General features: G+C 60.6%; 16 protein-coding genes, 1 other RNA gene and 2 pseudogenes. 8 read left to right on the top strand and 11 right to left on the bottom strand.

The window, feature by feature from the left end:
* Window positions 1–78 precede the first annotated feature (78 nt).
* Both AAEZ05_RS08980 and ssrA read left to right on the top strand, forming a co-directional pair.
* A complete protein-coding gene (locus tag AAEZ05_RS08980; RefSeq protein ID WP_045060067.1) occupies window positions 79–360 on the top strand; it encodes a PA2433 domain-containing protein in 282 nt (93 codons plus the stop codon).
* A gap of 98 nt (window positions 361–458) precedes the next feature.
* Window positions 459–855: a transfer-messenger RNA gene (ssrA, locus tag AAEZ05_RS08985) on the top strand.
* 328 nt (window positions 856–1,183) lie between these two features.
* Here the strand turns inward: ssrA and AAEZ05_RS08990 are convergent.
* Window positions 1,184–1,465: a DUF3077 domain-containing protein gene (locus AAEZ05_RS08990; protein WP_045060068.1), complete on the bottom strand. Its 282-nt coding sequence runs from the start codon at window positions 1,463–1,465 to the stop codon at window positions 1,184–1,186.
* A gap of 664 nt (window positions 1,466–2,129) precedes the next feature.
* On the opposite strand from AAEZ05_RS08990, the pseudogene AAEZ05_RS08995 reads away from it, so the two are divergent.
* A pseudogene (locus AAEZ05_RS08995) lies at window positions 2,130–2,264 on the top strand (integrase); the annotation flags it as partial.
* Between the two features lie 417 nt (window positions 2,265–2,681).
* On the opposite strand, the gene AAEZ05_RS09000 reads toward AAEZ05_RS08995, so the two are convergent.
* From AAEZ05_RS09000 to AAEZ05_RS09015, 4 genes are all read right to left on the bottom strand, one after another.
* On the bottom strand, window positions 2,682–3,323 hold the full coding sequence (locus AAEZ05_RS09000; protein ID WP_350646931.1) for a YMGG-like glycine zipper-containing protein: 642 nt from the start codon (window positions 3,321–3,323) through the stop codon (window positions 2,682–2,684).
* Between the two features lie 32 nt (window positions 3,324–3,355).
* A complete protein-coding gene (locus tag AAEZ05_RS09005) occupies window positions 3,356–5,005 on the bottom strand; it encodes a hypothetical protein (RefSeq protein WP_350646932.1) in 1,650 nt (549 codons plus the stop codon).
* Entirely contained in the window at window positions 5,002–5,844 is an 843-nt protein-coding gene (locus AAEZ05_RS09010) for a hypothetical protein (RefSeq protein WP_350646933.1), read from the bottom strand. The genes AAEZ05_RS09005 and AAEZ05_RS09010 overlap by 4 nt, the downstream gene beginning before the upstream one ends.
* Before the next feature lie 408 nt (window positions 5,845–6,252).
* A complete protein-coding gene (locus tag AAEZ05_RS09015; protein WP_350646934.1) occupies window positions 6,253–7,476 on the bottom strand; it encodes an OprD family porin in 1,224 nt (407 codons plus the stop codon).
* A 228-nt stretch (window positions 7,477–7,704) separates the two neighbouring features.
* Between AAEZ05_RS09015 and AAEZ05_RS09020 the strand changes: the two genes are divergently transcribed.
* From AAEZ05_RS09020 to AAEZ05_RS09030, 3 genes are all read left to right on the top strand, one after another.
* Entirely contained in the window at window positions 7,705–8,610 is a 906-nt protein-coding gene (locus tag AAEZ05_RS09020) for a LysR family transcriptional regulator (protein ID WP_350599217.1), read from the top strand.
* Window positions 8,611–8,746: 136 nt separating this feature from the next.
* Window positions 8,747–10,195, top strand: coding sequence for a YfcC family protein (locus tag AAEZ05_RS09025; protein ID WP_350646935.1), 1,449 nt, complete (start codon window positions 8,747–8,749; stop codon window positions 10,193–10,195).
* Window positions 10,196–10,283: 88 nt separating this feature from the next.
* Window positions 10,284–12,113 (top strand): CocE/NonD family hydrolase, encoded by a 1,830-nt coding sequence (locus AAEZ05_RS09030; RefSeq protein ID WP_350646978.1) that lies wholly within the window; start codon window positions 10,284–10,286, stop codon window positions 12,111–12,113.
* A 96-nt stretch (window positions 12,114–12,209) separates the two neighbouring features.
* Here AAEZ05_RS09030 and AAEZ05_RS09035 read toward each other — a convergent pair whose 3' ends face one another.
* Together AAEZ05_RS09035 and pmrG are read right to left on the bottom strand one after the other, a co-directional pair.
* The gene (locus AAEZ05_RS09035) at window positions 12,210–13,046 is read right to left on the bottom strand and encodes a phosphatase PAP2 family protein (protein WP_350646936.1); all 837 of its coding nucleotides are present in this window, start codon (window positions 13,044–13,046) and stop codon (window positions 12,210–12,212) included.
* The gene (pmrG, locus tag AAEZ05_RS09040) at window positions 13,043–13,714 is read right to left on the bottom strand and encodes a lipopolysaccharide core heptose(II)-phosphate phosphatase PmrG (RefSeq protein ID WP_205894139.1); all 672 of its coding nucleotides are present in this window, start codon (window positions 13,712–13,714) and stop codon (window positions 13,043–13,045) included. The genes AAEZ05_RS09035 and pmrG overlap by 4 nt, the downstream gene beginning before the upstream one ends.
* 457 nt (window positions 13,715–14,171) lie before the next feature.
* Between pmrG and AAEZ05_RS30685 the strand changes: the two are divergent.
* Together AAEZ05_RS30685 and AAEZ05_RS30690 are read left to right on the top strand one after the other, a co-directional pair.
* Window positions 14,172–15,050: pseudogene (locus AAEZ05_RS30685) on the top strand (methyl-accepting chemotaxis protein); the annotation flags it as partial.
* A 201-nt stretch (window positions 15,051–15,251) separates the two neighbouring features.
* The gene (locus tag AAEZ05_RS30690) at window positions 15,252–15,956 is read left to right on the top strand and encodes a methyl-accepting chemotaxis protein (protein WP_502947760.1); all 705 of its coding nucleotides are present in this window, start codon (window positions 15,252–15,254) and stop codon (window positions 15,954–15,956) included.
* Window positions 15,957–16,112: 156 nt separating this feature from the next.
* Here the strand turns inward: AAEZ05_RS30690 and AAEZ05_RS09050 are convergent, their stop codons facing one another.
* The 4 genes from AAEZ05_RS09050 to AAEZ05_RS09065 form a co-directional block, all read right to left on the bottom strand.
* Window positions 16,113–16,532, bottom strand: a complete 420-nt coding sequence (locus AAEZ05_RS09050) for a type II toxin-antitoxin system VapC family toxin (RefSeq protein WP_350646938.1) — start codon at window positions 16,530–16,532, stop codon at window positions 16,113–16,115.
* On the bottom strand, window positions 16,529–16,774 hold the full coding sequence (locus tag AAEZ05_RS09055) for a FitA-like ribbon-helix-helix domain-containing protein (RefSeq protein WP_350646940.1): 246 nt from the start codon (window positions 16,772–16,774) through the stop codon (window positions 16,529–16,531). The genes AAEZ05_RS09050 and AAEZ05_RS09055 overlap by 4 nt, the downstream gene beginning before the upstream one ends.
* Before the next feature lie 103 nt (window positions 16,775–16,877).
* Complete coding sequence (locus tag AAEZ05_RS09060) at window positions 16,878–18,251, bottom strand: DUF1329 domain-containing protein (RefSeq protein WP_205894143.1); 1,374 nt, start codon at window positions 18,249–18,251, stop codon at window positions 16,878–16,880.
* A gap of 149 nt (window positions 18,252–18,400) precedes the next feature.
* Entirely contained in the window at window positions 18,401–20,356 is a 1,956-nt protein-coding gene (locus AAEZ05_RS09065) for a DUF1302 domain-containing protein (protein WP_350646942.1), read from the bottom strand.
* Window positions 20,357–20,378 lie beyond the last annotated feature (22 nt).

Below are 20,378 nucleotides of genomic sequence, written 5' to 3' on the forward strand. Positions count from 1 at the left end.
GCCCTGCCGGGCTCACCCAAACTCGGCAGCCCGTCCTGACGCCGGCCAAGCCCGGCGCCTCAGTTCAAGGAGATACACATGAAACGTTCTGTACTGTTAGGTCTGTTCGTTACTGCTTCCATGATGGCCTCCACCTCCTTCGCCGCGACTGAAGACCTGTGCGAAGTGAATCTGCAGACCATCGCCAATGCCAAGTCGCAGATCCAGGCGCCGGAAATCCAGACCCGTGTCGAGGCCAGCGTCCAGCAAGCCAAGGCGCACCAGGCCATGAACACCAAGGAAGGCACCGAGAAGTGCATCGCTGAGACCACCCAGACTATCCAGGACATCCAGAACGCCAGCAGCGGCAGCAATAAATGACCCATTCCCGGAAGGCGAACCTTCGGGTTGGCCTTCCGGGTTGGTTTGCCGTACACTGTACAGGCTTGTTGCTCACCAGATTCACGAGCAATGAGTTCGGGGCCGTTTAGGATTCGACGCCGGTCGCGAAACTTTAGGTGCATGCCGAGTTGGTAACAGAACTCGTAAATCCACTGTTGCAACTTCTTATAGTTGCCAATGACGAAAAATACAGCCAGGATTACGCTCTCGCTGCGTAAGCAGCCTTAGCCCTGAGCTCCTGGTGCCTTCGGGCCCAGCAATCACTAGGGGATGTCTGTAAACCCGAAGTGATTGTCATATAGAACAGAATCGCCGTGCAGTACGTTGTGGACGAAGCGGCTAAAACTTACACAACTCGCCCAAAGCACCCTGCCCTTCGGGTCGCTGCGGGTTAACTTAATAGAAACGGCTACGCATGTAGTACCGACAGCGGAGTACTGGCGGACGGGGGTTCAAATCCCCCCGGCTCCACCAAATCAACGAAAAAAGACGTCTTAGGACGTCTTTTTTTGTGCGTGGAATTCAGTGCAAGTATGGGTTTCAGGCGATTGGCTTCCGCAGATGCTTTTTGAATTCCAGGCGCTTTGGTGTCCCGTTGGTATCCCGAGCCTGAAGATTCGAGCAGCCACACCAATCCCCAAGACCTTCAAGGCCCCCAGCCTCACCCCACATCAATTGCTATCAGCGAACAAAAGCCCACCCCCAAACACCACCTCCTGTGGGAGCGGGCTTGCCCGCGAAAGCGCCAGATCATCCAAAACAAATCCAAATGACCCAGCACCATCGCAAGCCCACCTTCAGACTAATCTCCAGAATCCTCCCGCTCCCGCATCAAAACCTTCAACGAATCATCAACCAGCGCCTTACCCATAGCCGCCAGATAATGCGCAGCCCAAGCATGGCGCCCATTGTCCTTCGCATAAGCCGCATCCTCAGTCAGCGATTTGGCAAGGCAAAGAAAATCGGAAGCCATCGACAACGCATCACCAATGGGCACGCCACCAATGACGTGAAACATTGCTTGATTACCGAGGTAGATCGCGGGGGTGAAGCCGATGGTTTTGAGTTCGGGATTGTCGGTCATTTGCCACCTCCAGAGAGGGAGATGCAGTGGCCGAGGGTGGAAGGTGGGGCGTTACGCCACTGGGAACTGCGAAGAGGGGGAAGCCAAACTTCGTACGGTTTAATTCTGCGCATTATCCAACTCATTGATATGAGGAGCTGCCACGTTCGTTTCCACACGAATGGGTGACAGCTGTGCGCAGGGTGGAAAACCGGTAATCAAGGAAACCGGCACGCCCGAAGACGTCCCACGCACAGCCGCCATAACTCACGCCGCAGGCATAAAAAGACCTGCAGACATGATGGGAGCGCTGTTGCGCCTTGAATTACTCGGGTTTCCACACCCGGTCGCTGAGTTTGCAGCGACGGCGAAAGGGTATCGCGAGCGTTCCTCCCCTGCAACCACTGACAGCCTTGGACTGAATCCCGCAACCCACGAGATGACGCCTGAAGCGCTTCGCGGCGTGCGGGCTAACAGTCGGTTTGTTTCGTAACAGATCTTTGCAAGTATGCATCAGTCCCTGGCGCGCTCAGGAAGGGCAGACATTGATTTAGCAGTTAAACCACGCAGGCATTAATCCCAATCGCTACCGCCCCCCTGGGTCTGGCTTAGTTAGGGATTACGTTCAGACCGTCTTTTTTCTGGTAGAAATGCATTCCTGAAATTCAGAGAAAAGCGCGTACTTCGAGCGGACAACATCGAACGCCGGCGTCCGATGGTGGTTTGGTGGAGCGAGTACATCCAAAAAGCGCCGACAGGCAATTTGTCGGTGACGACTATCCTCGCAGACAGAAGCGCGATAGTCGTACCGACACACTGATCGTTAACTGTCCCTGGTGGTGATGCAACTGGGCGTCAGAGGACCTGGAGGTCTCGCACCGCTTCCGTGTGCTGACTGGCAACCCGCAACAGCGTCTGTGTCTCACCTGCCTGTCATGGGCGGGCCGTATGTGGGCATCCTCGGATGCGCCGGGGTCCAACTAGCCGGTACGCCAACCCATACGGTTCCGCCCACCCTGATTGGCGTCCGGAGGTTGAGCGCCTCATTCGCAAGCTCGACACTGACCAGTATCGTTTTATTCGGCTGAACTACCACGGTGAAATTCAGGATACGTTGATGGTGAGCGAATCCGGCGTGTATGCGCTCACGATCTATCACCACATCCCTGAAAACCGAAATCTTCGGCAGTGGTTGACGCATGAGGTCATTCCCGCACTACACAGCCTTGAATCAGATTTACACCTGGGCGCTCGGCATCACCTGGATCGCCGATTGGGTGCCACGTGTCAGCTCGCGGTACTCGTAGGTCACCTTGTCTGGCGCGACCTTTCCGGTGTAACCCTTCTTGATGTTGGCGACGATGTAGTTGAAGTCGCTCTTGCTGCGGGTGGTGACCACAATGTTGGCCTTGCTGCTGGCGCTGGACACGTAGTTACCCACTTGCGACAGCGGCTGCTTGATGCGTTTGTCGCGCTTTTTCACCAGGGTCTGCGGCACGTTGACCTGCATCGAGTCCATGCTTTCCACACTGGCGGCCCCGACGTCGTTGCGCTTGTCCGCCGGTACCGCTTCCTGGCGGGTTGTCAGTTGCACAACCGCGACATCACCCGACTGGCGCTCGATGGCCGCCTTGGCCTGCCGGGCGTTTTCCAGGTCCTTCTGACGACCCACGTAATAACCTGTCGGCGCGCCCAGGGCCGCGCCGATGGCGCAACCGGCGCCAGGGTTGCCACCCGTCCCGGCGGCAATCGCGGCACCGCCAATGCAACCGAGCACGCCGCCGACCGCCGTGCTGCCCATGGGCGAGTTCTGGCAACCACTCAACAACAAACCGGTACAGGCGAGCAACAGGGTTGATACAGCAAGTGCGCGCGACAAGGGCGACTCCTTTCGAGACTGAATATGAGCATTCATTGAGGCTGATAACCGTAGGTCAAGCCCCCGAGCAGGTGCAGGCGCACCCGTTCGTTGAGCGGGTAAAACACCGGCTGGACCTGGGCCGTCCACTGCACACTGTGGGCAATGATCCAGCCCATGGGCCCAAGTGTGGAGCCATTCTGCTGCTTGAGGTCGAGAAACAGCCGCTGCTCGGTCACCTTGTTGGTCCAGAGCATGGGCACCGTCAGCACCACCAGCGCATAACCGACAAAGGCGGCCGCGTAGAGCCTTGGCGGGACATAACACAGCGCCCGGGTGAAAAAGCCCAGGCACTTGAAGATGTGGGTGAAGGCGCCGAGCAAGGAAAACAACAGGGCGATCATCGGCACAATCAGCGCTCGGTAGCTGTCACGGCCGATCTGCGCCTTTTCGCCTCTGTCGCGGTAGTTTTGCGGGTCGACCAAGCGATCTTCGATCAGCTGCCTGGCATCGAAGCTGATGGTCGGCCGGTACACGGTTTGCTCGAAGTCGCTGGGCGACAGGTCGGGTTGCAAGGTGATCAAGTACGGCAAGTGCAACGCGTCGCGCCACTTGTTCTGGATCGGCAGCTGCGCAAAAAACTGCCCGCGCGGCAAGCCCGGCTCGATCCAGCGGCCGACCGACTCCAACCCGGCGGCATAGGCGCTACGGGCGTCCAGTTGCACGCGCCGGGCCACGGCGCGGTTGAAGCTCGCACGGTCGTTGGGGCGCCAATCGTCGGCCACCGCGATGCCCTTCTCGCGCAGCGACTGACGGACCGTGTTGGCATGGCGGTTCGGCACATTGTTGGGGGTCAGGCGGCGGTTGCGTTGCTTGAGGCTCTGCACGTAATCGTTCCAGGCCTGCTGCTGGTGCCGGGCGATGGACGCCGCGCTGATCGCCTCCAGGTAGCGCCGGCTGCCCTGCTGGTACTCGCGAAAGCTGTTATCCAGCTCGGCGAGAGATTCCTGGTAGCGGCGATAATTAACCTCGGCATCGCCGCGCACGGTTTCGGCGAACAACTCGAAGAACAGCTGCGCCTGCGGCTTGATGCGCTCCGTCAGGTGATCCTTCGACAGCAGCATGATGGGGAGCGTCGCCAGCAGGGTCTTGCCCTCGGGGCGCTGCAAATCCTCGGTCGTGAGATCCAGACCCGTCAGGCCGAAATCGCGATGCACCATCAAGTACGTCATCGGCACGCCCAAGGCCGCGCGCGCGCGCTCATCGGGCGTCGAGCGATCCACCAGGTGATTGACCAGCGCCAACTGCGCAAAGTACGTAGTACCCACGCAGCCGACGATCACCAGGGCCGCCCAGATCGTCGTGCGAAGACGGCTCCAGCCCAGGCGCAAACTCTTCTTCAGCACCGAGCCCAACCCCAGCAGGGCCACCGCTGTGCCGGCGATCAAGCGTCCGTAGACCTCGATGGACTCCACTTGATGTTGACTGGCCAGGCCGCCGACTACGTCCAGCAAACGAGCGTTGAAGCCCATTTCGACCATCAGGTACAGCAGCGTCAGGGTTAGCATCACCAGGACCAGCACACGTTCCTGGCGCCGTGGCAGGGGGTTCTTGTCTTTGCGTAGCCAGTGCATCAACGCACTGGCCAGCGAGCGGCGCCGCGCACGGTGACCCAATCGCTGGAGCAGTGTCAGGCTGGTCACGATTCGGTCTCCATCCTGGAGATCAGGTTGATCTCTACCCGGCGCCTCGGTGGCGTAGTCGCCTGGGCATGTTTGACGACCGCATCAGCCACCGGTTGCGGTAGCTGGGAAGGAATCGGCACTTTGGCCGGCGGTTTGGGCGCAGGCTTGGGTACTGGGGCAGGCACGGTCACCTTGGGGTTGGGCGCAGGCGGCGCGGAAGGCTTGGTGCGCGCAGTGGCCACGGGGGTCGCTGCGGTAGTGGGCACCGGCGCAGGCTTGGCGGCCACTGGTGGCCTGGGTGCGGGTGCAGCGGCAACCGCCGGCCGGGCCTTGGACAGGCCTTGCAGCAGCCCCGGCAGGTCGACCTTCATCGGCCCGCGGAAATTCTTGTCCTTCGAGGAATAGGTCCAGGCCTCGGAGCGTCGGTCATCCATCCGCATGGCGACGAAACTCTTGCCGTCCTCACTGCGCTGGAAAGCCAGCATGTCGCCACAGCTCCCCAGTCGATAAGGGCCCCAGACTGTCTTCCCGGAGATCACTATCAAGGCGGTTTGGGAGTCGCACTGCGCGGTGCGATAGCTCATGACCACCGCCGTGTCGCCGTCCAGCTCCATCGTGGTTTCGACGGTGCTTTCACGCCAGTCGTCCGGCAGTTGCACCTGCATCTTGCGCTCATGCAGGCTCAAGTACGCTTGGCCAGCGGGGGTTTCCATGTGACTGAAAGGCCCGGCCACCGAATTGAAGCGACCGATCACCTGGTCGGCCTGCACCCCGAACGCGCTGCACAGCAGTACAAGCAACACACCGCGAGTAATTAGGCGGCCCAGCGTTCGCAGGGCTCTGATGGGTCTCAACATGGTCTTCCTTAACCGGGTACCTGGGCGCGCCGACATTCCGCTACGCGCCAGGATGCTAGCATAAAGCCACAAATTCGCGATAACCCGGCTTACCGGTGGACGACCCAGAGCCCCTTGCGTGAGCGCATCTGCGATGGGCGCTACGCCTGCGAAAGCGTGGAGTCACTGCTAATTGATCCAGCCCAGGCCCTGAGGACGACTTCTAAACTTGATGAGCAGTGTGCAGTGCGGATGAATTTTTCTTCACCCCACTGCACGGCGGCAACCGGTACATTGGCCCCGCTCATTCAAGAAACTACGGTTTGCCCGCCCTCCCGCGGGCTTTTTTTTGTCTGCGGGAAAAAAGATCGCAGCCTCGTTTCACTTGGCAGCTTCTACGGGGAGATTGTCGGCAATCGCGTGATTGCATCACCACAACGCGATGTCGTAGGTCAGGTACAGGCGCCAATTATCGCGATCGCTGGCGTAAGTGGAGCGGTAAGTCGCCTTGCGGACCTCCATGCCCACACCCTTGAAGGCGCTGTCCTGGATGACATATCGCAGGTTGGTGTCCGACTCCCATTCGCGGGCTCCGCGGCCTTTATAGTCCCCGTTCTCGCCCTTGTAGTAGCGGGTCATGAAGCTCAAGCCCGGAAGCACAGCGGCGAAGTCATAGTCGTAGCGCAGCATCCAGGTTTGCTCACCGCCCTGGATGAACTTTCCTACACCGGCATTGGTGAATGAGTAGACCGTCGAAACGCTGGTGTAAGGCAGCGCCGTGTCGCCGGTCACTTTCTGGTAACCCATCCCGATGGCCTGCGCTCCCAACTTGTAGGTAAACAGACCGCTGAACATGTCGGCGTCGACCGCGCCGTTGCGTGCCTCGCCCGCGTCGTTGCTGATGAAGTACCGCAGGTCGCTGGTCAGGCTGCCGCTGCCCACTGGCAGCTTGTGCACCAGGCCGAGGAATTGCTGGCGGTAGAACTCGCGCATTTCACCGTAGTACCAGGTGCCGCTAAGGTTTGGCGTGAATTTGTAACTTGCGCCGGCAAAATCGAAATCAGTGCCTTTATCACCCGCGTAGCCCTGAGGATAAATATCGACGCTGTCCGACGAATTGCGCTGCTTGAATTTATCCAGGTGCCCGGTATGCAGATACAGATCGCGGATGCCCGTGTATTCGACCTGGGTGCCACGAAAGGTTTGCGGCAGCAGACGGCCGTCGTTGTAGACCAGCACCGGAATCTTGGGCAGCAGGTTGCCTGTTTTTACCACGGCATCGCCAATGCGCATTTTCGCCGTCACTCCCAGGCTGGAAAATCCGTCAGCCGCATGCCCGTCGTCATGCACCGGCAACAAGCCGGTACCGGCATGGGTGGGGCTCGAGTCGAGCTTGAGGCCGGCCAGCCCCAGCGCGTCCAGGCCAAAGCCCACGGCGCCCTCGGTATAGCCTGACTGCAAGTTGAGAAGAAAGCCCTGGGCCCACTCCCGGCGGTCGTTTCCACCATCACGATAGTCATCGTTGAAGTAGTAATTGCGCAGGGTCAGTTTGCCTTGCGAATCCTCCAGAAACCCCTGAGCCAGCAGCTGCGGTGACCAGCTCGTCAGTAGTGCGACGGGCACAATTGCGCCTCTCGTGAACAGCTCACGCATAACCATTTCCTCGGTGCCGTATTGTCGATTTTATGGGCAGTAGCAAAGGTCCCGCTGACGGGATATGTGTCGATAATCTTTGTGGTGTCGCGCTGGACTCAGCGGAGCATTGGGGCGGACACTAACGACTCATCCGCGCCTGCACAACGTTATGCGAGAAGCGCATCAGGCTATGCACAAGCTCGTTTTTCGCCAGCTCACGGCGGTTAAAACCAAGGGGATCCCCGCGTGAATCTCAAGCAACTCGAAGCCTTCAAGGCCATCATGTCCACCGGCTCGACCATCGGTGCCGCGACGCGGATGGGCCTGTCCCAATCGGCTGTCAGTCGCCTGCTCACGCAGCTGGAAGAGACCTTGGGCTTTGCTTTGTTCCTGCGCAAAAAGGGTCGTTTGATGGCGACCCCGGAAGCCGATGAACTGCTGGCTGAAGTGGCCGACCTGGTGGATGGCATGCAGCGTATCCAGCGGCTGGCCGACGAGCTTAGGGTCGGGCATTCGCGCAAGCGCCTGCTCAAGGTGGGCGTGCCGACCAGCATGACCCAGGAGCTGCTGCCGAAAATTGTTGCCGAGTTCCTGAAGGGGCACGAAGACATCGTGGTCGAGTTACTGACCGGCTCCTACGACATGATCGAACGGGCTGTGCTGGATCGTTCGGCCGATCTTGGATTCGTCCGCTTGCCCACGGAACTGGCGGATTTTGACATCGAGCCGGTGCTGGAAACCGAAGGGGTGTGCGTGATGCCGGCCGACCATCCACTGACCCGCCACGCGGTGATCGAGGTCCGGCATCTGCGCGATGTGCCGCTGGTCATGCTGGGCCGCCAACGGGCACTGCGCGCAGAGCTCAACCAGGTGTTTCGCGCGGTCAACCTGACGCCCCAGGTGCGGATCGAAGTGCACTCCGTCGGGGCCGCATGCAGCTTCGTCGCCGAAGGCCTGGGGGTGTCCATCGTCAACGGATTGCTGGCCAGTCACTTCGCTCATTTGCCGATTGTCACCCGACCGTTTCGGCCTGCCCTGCCCTATGCATTCGGCCTCGCCTTCCGTCGCGACGAGCCACGACCGAGTGTCGTCAGTGCCTTCGCCGAACACCTCAAACAGCGCCTGAGCGAGTCGTCCATCGCGGGCAAATAAGGACAAAACGCATAGCTCAACCCGCTTCACGCATAACGTTGTGGGCCTTGGATCTTTGGCCTAGTGTCCGCTCCAACAACAGCCGACACCAAAAACAATAACCGCGAGGGCGTCCCTGCCAGCCAGGGCAAGAATCATGAGCGAACCACAAATCACCATCACCCAGCCGACCGCCGCGCCCACGAAAGTGGATGCCGGCAATGCGAGCAAGCGCAAACCCGTCAACCCGGCAATCATCCTGCTGAGCATCGTGTTGCTCGCGGTCGCCTTCACCTATGTCGTCAACTCAGGGACCTTCCAGCGCCAGAACTCGCTGGTAGTGCCGGGCTCTTATCAGGTTCTGGAGAAGAGCCACTCGCTGACCCAGCTGTTTTCCATCGAACCGCGCAAGGCCACCGACAGCGTGGCCCGGCCGGTGTCGCTGGTCGAAGGTTTCATGGCGATTCCGCAGGGCATCGAGAAGCGTGCAGCGCTGATTTTCATGGTGCTGTTCATCGGCGGCATGTTCGGTGTGCTGAACAAGGCCGGCGTGATCGATGCCGGGCTCGAACGCTTGCTCGGATTGACCCGCGGCAACATCTACGTGCTGGTGCCGATGCTGATGCTGGTGTTCTCGGCCGGCAGTACCTTCATGGGGCTGGCCAAGGAGTTTATCCTGATCGTTCCGCTGATGGTCGCGATGGCCAATCGGCTCGGCTTGCCGAACCTGATCGGGCTGGCGATCGTCTGCATCTCGGTGAAGATCGGCTACCTGGCCTCCATCACCAACCCTGTAGCGCTCTCGGTCGCCCAGCCGATGGTCGGCTTGCCGATCTTCAGTGGCATGAGCATGCGGATCGCGGCTTATGCCCTGTTCCTCAGCGTGGGGATTGCGTTCGTGTTGTGGAGCATCCACAAGCAGGGCTTCGACGCCAGTGCGAAAATCAGCTTCGAACACAAACCGCTGCCGATGCGTCATTTGCTGAACCTCCTGGTATTGGGCTGCGGCATCGCTTTCATGGTCTTTGCCTCCACCCGGTGGCAGTGGAAATACCACGAACTGTCCGCGTTCTATCTGGCGCTGAGCATCGCCTTCGCCGGCATCGCCGGGTTGGGTGCGAGTGCTACGGCGAGTGCGTTCGTCGACGGCATGAAGAAGGTGTTGATTGCCGGCGTGCTGATCGGCCTGGCAACGGCGGTTGAAATCATCCTCACCACCGGGCAGGTACTGGACACCATCGTCAATGGCCTGGCGAGTGTGGTGAGCGATCATGGCCCGGTCGTTTCGGCCTATGCCATGTTCTTTTCGCAACTGGGGCTGGATGTGTTGATCCCTTCGACGTCCGGCCAGGCCGCCGTGACCATGCCGATTTTCGGCCCGCTTGGCCAGCTTTCCGGCGTCAGCCCGCAAACCACCGTGTATGCGTTCCTGCTGGGCAATGGCTTGACCAACATGATCACCCCGACCTCCAGTGGCCTGCTGGTATTGCTGGCGACCGCGCAAGTCGGTTGGGGCCAATGGGCTCGCTACATCCTGCCGCTGTTTCTCATCTACATGGTGCTGGCGATGATGCTCCTGGCCATCGCAGTGACCACCGGTTACTGACTGTTCACGGCGCTTGCGGTGATGCCGCAGGCGCCAGCGTCGACAAGGTTCTGATATGAATTCCCTTTCTGAAAAAGCTCAACCGGCCATGCACATCCTGCGCGACCAGTCAGTCCCAATGCGCGATGGCGTGCACCTGGCCACCGACGTCTATCTGCCGATAAACGCCGCAGGTCCATTGCCGGTCGTTATCGAACGCACGCCTTATGACAAAAGCAAACCCTCGCGCTCGGAGAAGCAGCTCGACGGCCAGCACATCTCCCGCGAGGCCATGGCTGCACGGTTTACCGAGCAAGGGTTTGTGGCGATCTTTCAGGATTGTCGCGGGCGTTATGCCTCTGAAGGGGTGTTCACCAAGTACACGGCAGAAGGCGAAGACGGTTTCGACACGCTCGCCTGGATCGTCAAGCAACCCTGGTGCAACGGTAAAGTCGGCAGCATGGGGTTGTCGTATGCGGCCCATACGCAGCTGGCGATGGCCTGCCTGCATCCGCCGGGGCTGAGCAGCATGGTCCTGGACTCGGGGGGGTTTTCCAACGCCTTCCAGTGCGGCATCCGTCAGGGGGGTGCGTTCGAACTCAAGCAGGCCACCTGGGCCTGGCGCCAGGCCAAGGAGAGCCCGGCAGCACTCGCCGATCCGCAGATTCGCGAAGCCCTGGAGCAGGAAGATATCCATCAATGGTTTGCCCGCATGCCGTGGCAGCCAGGCGAGTCGCCGATCCGCCACGTGCCGGAATACGAGGCGTACCTGCTTGAGCAATGGGCCCAAGGCAGCTTCAGCGATTACTGGCGCAAGCCGGGGATTTACGCCGAAGGGCATTACGCTGACTTGCCGGATATCCCGGTGCTGTTCATGTCGAGCTGGTATGACGCCTATGTCAGTTCGACGCTCGCCAACTACAGCGCATTCCAACGCCACACTAGTGCGCCACAGCATTTGATCATGGGGCCCTGGCTGCATGGTGACCGCAACATCAGTCACAGCGGCGATGTCGAGTTTGGTACGGCGGCGAACTTCGACGGGCAGGTGGCCGAGGACTGGCTGACGTGGCGGCTGCAATGGTTCGAGCGCTGGCTGAAGGACACTCCAACGCTAGCGCCAGCGTCGGCCCCGGTGAAAGTGTTCCTGATGGGTGGCGGCGACGGTACGGCTGATGCAACCGGCCGCCTGCAACATGGCGGGCGCTGGCTGCATGGGCAACAGTGGCCGCTGCCTGGCAGTGAGACAATGAATTTATATCTGCACCACGACCGGTGCCTGAGTGCCACGCCACCACGCGTGGATGAGGCGAAGCTGAGCTATCGCGCCGACCCTGACCACCCCGTCCCCACCGTCGGCGGCGCGCTCACCTCCGGCGCCCCGGTGTTTGTCGGTGGCGCGTTCGATCAACGGGAGCGGGCGGATTTTTTTGGCACCCGTGGCAACAATCAGCCCCTGGCAGAGCGGGCGGACGTGCTGAGCTTTCAAACCCCGCCATTGACCGAAGACCTGATCGTCGCGGGGCCTCTGCAGATAGAACTGTGGATCGACAGCGACGCGCCCGACACTGACTTCACCGCCAAACTGGTAGACGTCTATCCACCCAGCGCCGACTTCCCACAGGGCTACGCGATGAATATCACCGACGGCATCCGCCGCTGCCGTTATCGGGACTCGTGGGAAACCCCGCAACCACTGACACCGGGCAAGCGGGTCAAGGTGGTCATCGAACCGTTCGCGACCTGCAACCTGTTCAAGCGCGGCCATCAACTGCGTCTGGACATTGCCAGCAGCAACTTCCCGCACTTCGACGTCAACCCCAACAGCGGCGAACCCGAAGGCCAGGCCCATCACAAGCAAATCGCCACCAATACCGTACATATGAGCAAGGACTTTGCCTCGCGCCTGGTGCTGACGGTTCTTCCGCCAGACGTGTAGGAGACGGCTTGCTGGCGATCATCGCGACGCGGTTTGCCAGGCTGGACGCCATCGCCGGCAAGCCGGCTCCCACAAGGGTGCATCGTCGCCTGAAGATCAGTGTGGGAGCGAGCCTGCTCGCGATAGTGCCCCATCAGTTGCTCGCGATGGCGCCAGCTTCACGGGCGCTTCCAGCCGCGCGCGACCGTAGAACGCCAGCGCCGTCAGCAGGCAGGCCAGCCACACGAAGATCCCGGCCCAGAAGGTGTGGGACATGTAGTGCCACCCTTGCAGGACTCGGGTGGTGCCGTACACGAAACCCAGCGCCAGCGAGCCGTACATCAGCGCCTTGGAATAGCGCCAGCGATAACGACGCGCCACGAAGTACAGCGCCAGCATGGTGAAACCACCCGAGGCATGCCCGCCTGGCCAGCAGCGCCCTTCACCCGCGACTTTGAGCAGGTCGAAGTTCTGGTACCACTCCTTGTGCTCGATCTTGCCGCCGTACTGGGTGGTTTCAATCGGGCAGTACACGCTGGTGTGGCCCTTGAGGTAGTGGATGACGCCGGTGCTGATGGAAAACGCGAACACCACGTACAGGAAATCCCGACGGTGCCTGGTGGCAAATCGCAGCACCGGGGCCAGCTTGATTCGCTCCAGGAAGCGGATGAGCTTCGCATGCTTTTCAGCCTTCAGACGCGGCCATAAAAAGGACAGCAAGGCGCCGACGATTGCGATTTCACCGGTCCAGTTGGGGATGATGCGCGCCCATTTATGGGTGATTTTTTCGAACAGGTGCACGTGGTCCAGCGGGAAAGTCTGGCTGACCGGGTCATAAAAAAGATCATTGAAGGCGATGTCGATTCGGGTCAGGTCGAACAGCAGGAACACCGCGACGGCGAGGGCCAGCGGGATACCGAAATTGAAGGCATAGAAGCGCATGGATCGGCTCATTGGGTGGTCACCGAGCGCCAGTCGGAAGCTTCTACGAAGCCCAGCATGCGCGGCACGGTAAAGGCTTGGGCAGAGATGAACAGCGACGCCCCGTAACCGAGGGTAGAGACGGGCAGCTTGAGGTCTTTTTCCAGTTGCGCCATGCACTCGCTGTGCGTGACCAGAATCAGGTTGCGGCCCGGTACTTTATGCATCAGTGCATCCTTCAGCATGGTGCCCCGGCAATTGATCAACCACTCTTCACCGGCGCCCACTTTGTTGAACATGTACCCGGCCGTCTGCGCAGTACGCAGTATCGGGCTGTTGTAGACGTCCGCCTTGTCGAGCCCCAACTGCTCGAACTGCGCGCCGACGCCCACCGCGACACTGCGCGAGCGCGAGGTGATGCCGTCCTCGCCACTCAGGCACGCGGCGCTGGAGTGATCGCAACGCTCAACGTGGCGCACCAGGACGATCATGTCGCCCTTGGCCCAGCCATCGAGCAATGCCCGGGCGCCAGCAGTATTGCCATGGGCCAGGTCGGGTACGGCGGCGGGTGCCAACAGCCAGAGGGTCAACGGAATCACCAGCAGGGCAGACGCCAGGACCACGACCGTATTTCGATAACGGGTCAGCCAGCTCAGATCAATAGAGCGCTTTATGCCCAACAGACTCAGTCTTAATTCCACATCTGGCCGCCTCGCCGGCATGCATCATCTTCATTTGATGCCGCGAAGTTAGAGAGTGGGGCGTTGGCAGGGGGTGAAACGAATGTGAAAAAAAGCTTAAGAAAAGATCGCAGCCTCGTCTCACTTGGCAGCTCCTACAGCAGGCCCGCGGCGGGCTCCCTCGTAGTAGCTGCCAAGTGAAACGAGGCTGCGATCTTTTGACCTTCAGTTACCAGGCCAGCTGCCGATACCCCCCTGCTACCCATTTTTTGCTGGCTCTCAAAAACAACAATCTTCCAGCCTAACGACGATCAAGAAACACAACGTTCCTGGAGGAATTGTGATGAATAGCTGGTTCGGCAACATCAGCGTAAACCTGAAACTGGGCCTGGGATTTGGCCTGGTCCTGGCACTGACCTGCGTCCTCGCCCTGACCGGCTGGACGAGCCTGGGCGGGTTGATTGACCGCAGCAACTGGATGAGCGACATCACCCAGCTCAACGCTGGCCTGACCAAGCTGCGAGTGGTGCGCCTGCAATACATGCTGACCAACGGCGACGAAACCGCCGCGCAGAATGTACAGACCACCCTCGACGCGTTTTCCGCCCAGCAACAAGCGTTGCTGGTGAAATTCAAGAGCCCGGAAAACCTCAAGCTGCTGCGCGAGCAAGGCGCTCAGATCGACGCCTACAAAACGTCCCTGAACAAGATGCGCAGTGCCTACCGCTCCGGCAACAGCGCGCGCGACGCCATGGGCGCCAACGCCGAAATCGCCAATTCGCTGATCAATGCCATCAACACTCGCGTGCAGCAAATGCCGCCCGGCGACCAGCGCTTTGAACAGTTCCAGGCCATCACTGCGGCCAAGGAAGCCTTCCTGCTGGCCCGCTACGAAGTACGCGGCTACACCGCCACCACCAACGGCGAGACCGAGCAAAAAGCGCTCGGCCAACTGGACGCCGCGATTGCCAGCCTGAAACCGCTCAACGTGCATTTCGCTGATACTCAGCTCGACGCACTGCGTCAGCTGGAAACGTCGCTGGGCAACTACCGCAGTGCATTGCAGGCTTACAAGAATGCCAGCAGTGAGGCGGTTCAGGCGCGCAAGGAAATGACCGACGAAGGCGCGGCCATCGTGTCCCTGAGCGATCAGCTGTATCAAATCCAGCTCGACCGCCGCGACGTCGAAAGCGCACAGGCGCGCACCCTGCAATTGATCAGCACCCTGCTGGCGCTGCTGGTGGGCATCATTGCCGCTGTGCTCATTACCCGACAGATCACCGGCCCGCTGCGGGAAACCCTGGCGGTGGTCGAGCGTATTGCCGGAGGCGACCTTTCGCAGGACATCAAGGTCACTCGCCGCGATGAACTGGGCGTGTTGCAACAAGGCATCGCGCGCATGGGCGTGACCCTGCGTGAACTGATCAGCGGCATCCGCGACGGCGTCGCACAGATTGCCAGTGCCGCTGAAGAGCTGTCCGCCGTCACCGAGCAAACCAGCGCCGGCGTCAACAGCCAGAAGGTCGAGACCGATCAGGTGGCCACCGCCATGCACGAGATGACCGCGACTGTGCAGGAAGTGGCGCGCAATGCCGAACAGGCCTCGCAAGCGGCCGCCGCCGCTGATGGCGAAGCGCGTGCAGGTGACAAGGTGGTCAACGAAGCCATTGCGCAGATCGAACGCCTGGCCAGCGAAGTGGCGCGTTCCACCGAAGCCATGAATGTGCTGCAACAGGAAAGCGACAAGATCGGCAGCGTCATGGACGTGATCAAAGCCGTCGCCGAGCAGACCAATCTGCTTGCCCTCAACGCTGCCATCGAAGCGGCTCGCGCCGGTGAAGCCGGCCGTGGCTTTGCCGTGGTTGCCGATGAGGTTCGCGGGCTGGCCCAGCGCACGCAGAAATCCACCGAGGAGATCGAAGGCCTGGTGGCCGGTTTGCAGAACGGCACCCAGCAGGTATCGACGGTGATGAACAACAGCCGCACCCTGACCGACAGCAGTGTCGCCCTGACCCGCAAGGCTGGCCTGTCCCTGGAGTCCATCACCCGCACGGTGTCGAACATCCAGTCGATGAACCAGCAGATCGCCGCCGCGGCCGAACAGCAAAGCGCCGTGGCCGAAGAGATCAGCCGCAGCATCATCAACGTGCGCGACGTGTCGGAACAGACCGCGGCAGCGAGCGACGAGACGGCCAAGTCCAGTGTCGAACTGGCGCGCCTGGGTGGTCAGTTACAGATGATGGTGAGCCACTTCCGCGTTTGATCACGCGGTTGCGGTGAATGGCAGATCGTTTCGCCAAGCACCGCCGCTCCCATAAGGTTTACGTCGTTCACGAGTTCATCGAACGACACATATCCCTGTGGGAACGGAGTTGTGCCAGGCGGCGTTGCGAAGAAATGGTCTGACGGCCTGTGAAGTTCAGGCATCCCACGGGTTGATCACTTCAACTACGCAAAACTCGAAGTCCCGCACGTTTCGCGTGGCAATCGCCGCCCCATGGCTTCGGCAAATGGCGGCGATTTGCGCATCAGCCATCGAAACCGTTCGACCACTTGCCTCTGCGCCTGCTACCAGCGCCGCATACTCCACCGCAGCGTGAGCATCAAACGGCAGAATGCGTCCGGCGAAATCCTCTTCGAACATCGCCATCGCATGGGATTCCAGTTTCTGTTTGCGCTTACCGACCGGAAGTCGAGCGATGCCGTGCAGAATTTCCGCGACAGTAATCGCGCTGATAGCCAGCTCCATCGCCGGCTGCGAATCGACCCAATCCAGAACCTTTGAATCAGGTTCGACGCGCATAAACTCCGAGAGAACATTCGTGTCGAGCAAGATCATTCAGAAAAGTCCACCGCAGTCGCTTTTTCATGCCGTGATGGAAGGTTTAGCTCTGCTCCAGCGTCACCGGAAAATCGCTGGTGAATACGACTCCCCAAGCCACCAGCACGCTGCACGGGTGACAACGCCCGCCCCAGGATCAGACGAGCCTCCTCTTCCATGGAATGACCATGATGAGCTGCAGCAATGCGCAGTTGCTCCTTTATCTGATCGTCAAGGTTTCGAATTGTGATGCTCGCCATGACGCACTCCTGCAATCAATGAAATCATTGATTGCAGCGTAGCACGTTTTATTTGCAGGGCGTGCCAGTCAGCCCGGTAACCCGTGCAGGCTTGGCGCCTACCTCACCGCGTCCCACGCTGGCGCAACGCCGATGGCATGAAATAGGCGTCTTCGGGGATCGGCTGGGAGAAGTCCACGGTCTGCGGTTCTTCGTTATCCAGGTTCTGCACGTAGTAACGGCGCGCCTGCAGGTCGTGGAACACGTCCAGGGCGCTCCAGGTGGTGGGCAGGTCGTAGAAGTTCTTCAGGTAGCCCATCGACACCCGCCACAACTCCCCTCGCCCGTCGTACTGATCCACCAGCGCGGCGCCCCAGCTGTCTTCATCGAGGAACAGCACTCGTTTGGAATAGATGTGCCGCGAGCCGGGTTTGAGCGTGCCTTCCACGACCCACACCCGGTGCAGTTCGTAGCGGGTGTATTGCGGGTTGAGGTGGCCGGGGGTGAGCAGGTCTGAGTACTTCACCTGGGGGCTGCCTACCTTGTAGCTGTTGTAGGGAATGTAGACCTCCTGCTTGCCCTTGAGCTTCCAGTCGTAGCGGTCCGGGGAGCCGTTGAACAGGTCGGTGTCGTCGGCTGTGCGCAGGCCGTCCGACGAGGCGATCGGCGTGTCGTAAGCCAGGTTCGGTGCCCGCCGCACGCGGCGCTGGCCGGCGTCGTAGATCCAGGCCTGGCGTGGGTCCTTGAGCTGGTCCAGGGTCTCGTGGATCAGCGCCGCACCACCGGCCAGCCGGGCCGGGCTTTTGACGAAGGCCAGGTAGTAGAACAGGATGTTTTTCAGGTCGGCGAACTGGCCGCCCGGGCGGTAGTAGTTGAACAGCCCTTCCTGTTGCGAGGTCACCAGGGCGAAGCTGCCATTACGCTGCACCGGCGCTTCGGAGGCGCGTCGGACTACGTAGATCCCGCGATAGCGGGTGATGTGGTTCCACAACGCTTCTACGCCATCCTTGGGCACCGGGAAGGGTACGCCGCCATAGGCATCGGCAAAGCCGGTACCGCCATCGAGCAGCTTCGCGCTGGTGGCGTTCTTGAACGTGTTGTCGTACAGCCACTGCGGCGCCGAGCCCGAGCGACGACTGGTGTACACCGGCATCTGGAAGGTGTCGGGGTAGCTGTTGAACAGCGCGATCTGGCCTGCACTGAGGTGCGCCTTGTACTGGTCAAGGTTGGCCTTGGTGATGGTGAACAGTGGCTTGTCTGTTGCGTACGGGTCGGGGTGATGCTGGCCCGGTTTGTAGCCCGCGGGCGGCTGGGTGATGCCGCCGTCCCAGGCCGGAATGGTGCCGGCAGCGTTGCCGGCACGCTCGGCGCCCAGAGGGGTCAGTGTGGTCTTGAGTTGCTGCGCTTGCTGGGGCGTGATGGCTGCCAGCGCGCTGCCGGCAGCCAGGCTCAGAACCACGGCCAGCGTAGTGTTGATCAGTCGTGACGTATGCAACATGGACATTCTCCAAAATAGAAATCCTGTGGGAGCAAGGCTTGCCCGCGATCAACGATGACGCCGTTGACCCGGTCGCCTGCATCGCGAGCAAGCTTTGCTCCTACAGAGGCGCGCTCCCACCATTGAGTGCGCTTACCTGAACCGGGCCATCACAGGAAGTACTTGAGGTTGAACCCAACGTTGTCGCGGTCGCGGATACCGTTGTTCTGGCCTCCGCCGTAGAACTCGGTGTACTGCAACTCGGCCTCGAACCTGTTCTGGTAGTTGGCCTTGATGCCCAGGGTGTAGGCCTTACGCCCTTCGATGGTGTTGCCCGCCTGGTAGCTGTTGCCCTTGAAATCATCCTTGTAGACGACATAGGGCGAGACGTTGACCCCGGCATACACATCGTTCCAGGTGCCGTTGACCATGGCGGTGTAGCTGTAGGAGTTGCGGTTGACCTGGTCGCCGCGATCGCCGCCGGACACGTAGGAATAGTTGCCGGTGCCGGCGTAATAACGGGTGCTGCCGTCGTAGGCGGTGTATTGCAGGTTGCTGCCACGCAAGTGCTCGGACGCCAGTTCGAACACGCCGAACATCGAGTCGAACGACAGGCTCGGGCCGAAGTTGTAGATCGTCCCCAGGGAGGTGTTGAACGCTTCGACCCGCTCGCCGTTGTTGATCTGGCTGTCGAGCTGGACCATCTGCCCGCCGATATTGATCGTCTGCCCGGCAGCCGCCGCAGCAGCGCCGTTGGCCAGGTCGCCGATCAGGTCGTTGGTTGCGGCGACGCCGATCGGCAGGTTCGGCCGATAAGCCACTTCACCGAATACCGACGCCTGGCCCAGGGTAGTGTTGAAGCTGAAGCCATACATGCGAATGTCTTCGGCATAGCGCCGATGCGCCTGGATATTACCCAGGACGTCGGCGGTCGCCAGGCCGTTGGCCAGTTGCCCGGCCTGGCTGCCGGCAACCCCGGCGAGCAGATTGGTCAGGGCGTCCATGTCGATGCCCTGGTAACCACCAAGGTTGGCGGAGATGGTCGGCTCCTTGGCGTGATAGTTGACCATGTACAGCCCGAACTCGGTGCTGTTGAGCTGCTCGGCAATGTAGCGCAAGGCGAAGCCAAACTGCCCGTCGTTGCGGGCGTTGTAGTCCTTGCCCACCGACGCCACCTTCAGCGTATTGCCGAACGCCGGGGTCACGCCGTTTGCATACAGGCCGGTGGTACCCAGCGCCTGGTTGAGCAACGGGTTATTGCCCAGCGCGCTGTACAGGTCGATTACATTGCCGAAACCTGGCACCGGTGTATCCAGCGCAGTGCCGGTAAAATTGTTGTAGGCGGTGTTGCCGCCATCGGCGAACAGGTCGGTCTGGGCGTAGAAGGTGCCGACCGGATCGATGCGGGTTTCCTTCCAGTTGGTCTGGTAGAAACTCTCCATGGTCAGGGTGTCGGTCAGGCCGATGTTGAAGCTGAGCGCCTCGACCGGAATCAGCACTTCCTTGACCTCGGCACCGGGCAAACGGTACTTGGCGGCGTCCACCGGGTTGGTGGTGTTGATCCCGCCCCGATAGAAAATGCCCTCGCCCCAGTTGAACACCTGGCGCCCGAGGCGGCCCGTCACCGGCATCGATGCCACGTCCCAGTTGCCATACACGTAGGCGTCGAGCATCTCCACCCGGTTGCCGGCAATATCGCGGGTCTGGTCGGTGAAGTGGTCGTCCTGGGGATAACTCTGGCTCGGCTGCGAGGGACTGTTGTTGCGGTAGTAATCGTTGCGCTTGTCCATCAGCTGGGTGTCATAGAACGCGGTGCCGCGCACGAACAACCCGTAGTTCTGGTAGTTGGCCTCAAGCTCGGAAGTGATCTTGTACACCTCGGAAACCAGCCCGGTATCGAAGTTGCGGTTGCCGTCGTTGGTATTGACGTCATCGTTGGTTTTGTCCCGTCCCTGCACCCGCCACATGCGGCCATAAGACAAGGTGCTGTCAAACGAGCCGGTGACCTGCTGGTCGAGCACACTGAATTCCACGGCCTGTACCGCGTCCACCGCGCACAGTTGCATCAGCCCTGCCAGGCCTGCTCCGGTGATGCCGGCGCCAGACAGTTGTAAGCGCATCCTCATGGTCAGTTTCTCCTTCCCTGAT

The sequence above is a fragment of the Pseudomonas sp. HY13-MNA-CIBAN-0226 genome (assembly GCF_040310305.1).
Classification (GTDB): Bacteria; Pseudomonadota; Gammaproteobacteria; order Pseudomonadales; family Pseudomonadaceae; genus Aquipseudomonas; species Aquipseudomonas gregormendelii.

What these genes read in the sequence shown, in the direction of transcription:
- AAEZ05_RS08980 (WP_045060067.1), top strand. Translation starts at nt 79, where the DNA reads ATGAAACGTTCTGTACTGTTAGGTCTGTTCGTTACTGCTTCCATGATG.
- AAEZ05_RS08990 (WP_045060068.1), bottom strand. Translation starts at nt 1,465, where the DNA reads ATGACCGACAATCCCGAACTCAAAACCATCGGCTTCACCCCCGCGATC.
- AAEZ05_RS09010 (WP_350646933.1), bottom strand. Translation starts at nt 5,844, where the DNA reads ATGTTGAGACCCATCAGAGCCCTGCGAACGCTGGGCCGCCTAATTACT.
- AAEZ05_RS09015 (WP_350646934.1), bottom strand. Translation starts at nt 7,476, where the DNA reads ATGCGTGAGCTGTTCACGAGAGGCGCAATTGTGCCCGTCGCACTACTG.
- AAEZ05_RS09025 (WP_350646935.1), top strand. Translation starts at nt 8,747, where the DNA reads ATGAGCGAACCACAAATCACCATCACCCAGCCGACCGCCGCGCCCACG.
- AAEZ05_RS09030 (WP_350646978.1), top strand. Translation starts at nt 10,284, where the DNA reads ATGCACATCCTGCGCGACCAGTCAGTCCCAATGCGCGATGGCGTGCAC.
- AAEZ05_RS09035 (WP_350646936.1), bottom strand. Translation starts at nt 13,046, where the DNA reads ATGAGCCGATCCATGCGCTTCTATGCCTTCAATTTCGGTATCCCGCTG.
- AAEZ05_RS30690 (WP_502947760.1), top strand. Translation starts at nt 15,252, where the DNA reads ATGACCGCGACTGTGCAGGAAGTGGCGCGCAATGCCGAACAGGCCTCG.
- AAEZ05_RS09050 (WP_350646938.1), bottom strand. Translation starts at nt 16,532, where the DNA reads ATGATCTTGCTCGACACGAATGTTCTCTCGGAGTTTATGCGCGTCGAA.
- AAEZ05_RS09055 (WP_350646940.1), bottom strand. Translation starts at nt 16,774, where the DNA reads ATGGCGAGCATCACAATTCGAAACCTTGACGATCAGATAAAGGAGCAA.
- AAEZ05_RS09060 (WP_205894143.1), bottom strand. Translation starts at nt 18,251, where the DNA reads ATGTTGCATACGTCACGACTGATCAACACTACGCTGGCCGTGGTTCTG.
- AAEZ05_RS09065 (WP_350646942.1), bottom strand. Translation starts at nt 20,356, where the DNA reads ATGAGGATGCGCTTACAACTGTCTGGCGCCGGCATCACCGGAGCAGGC.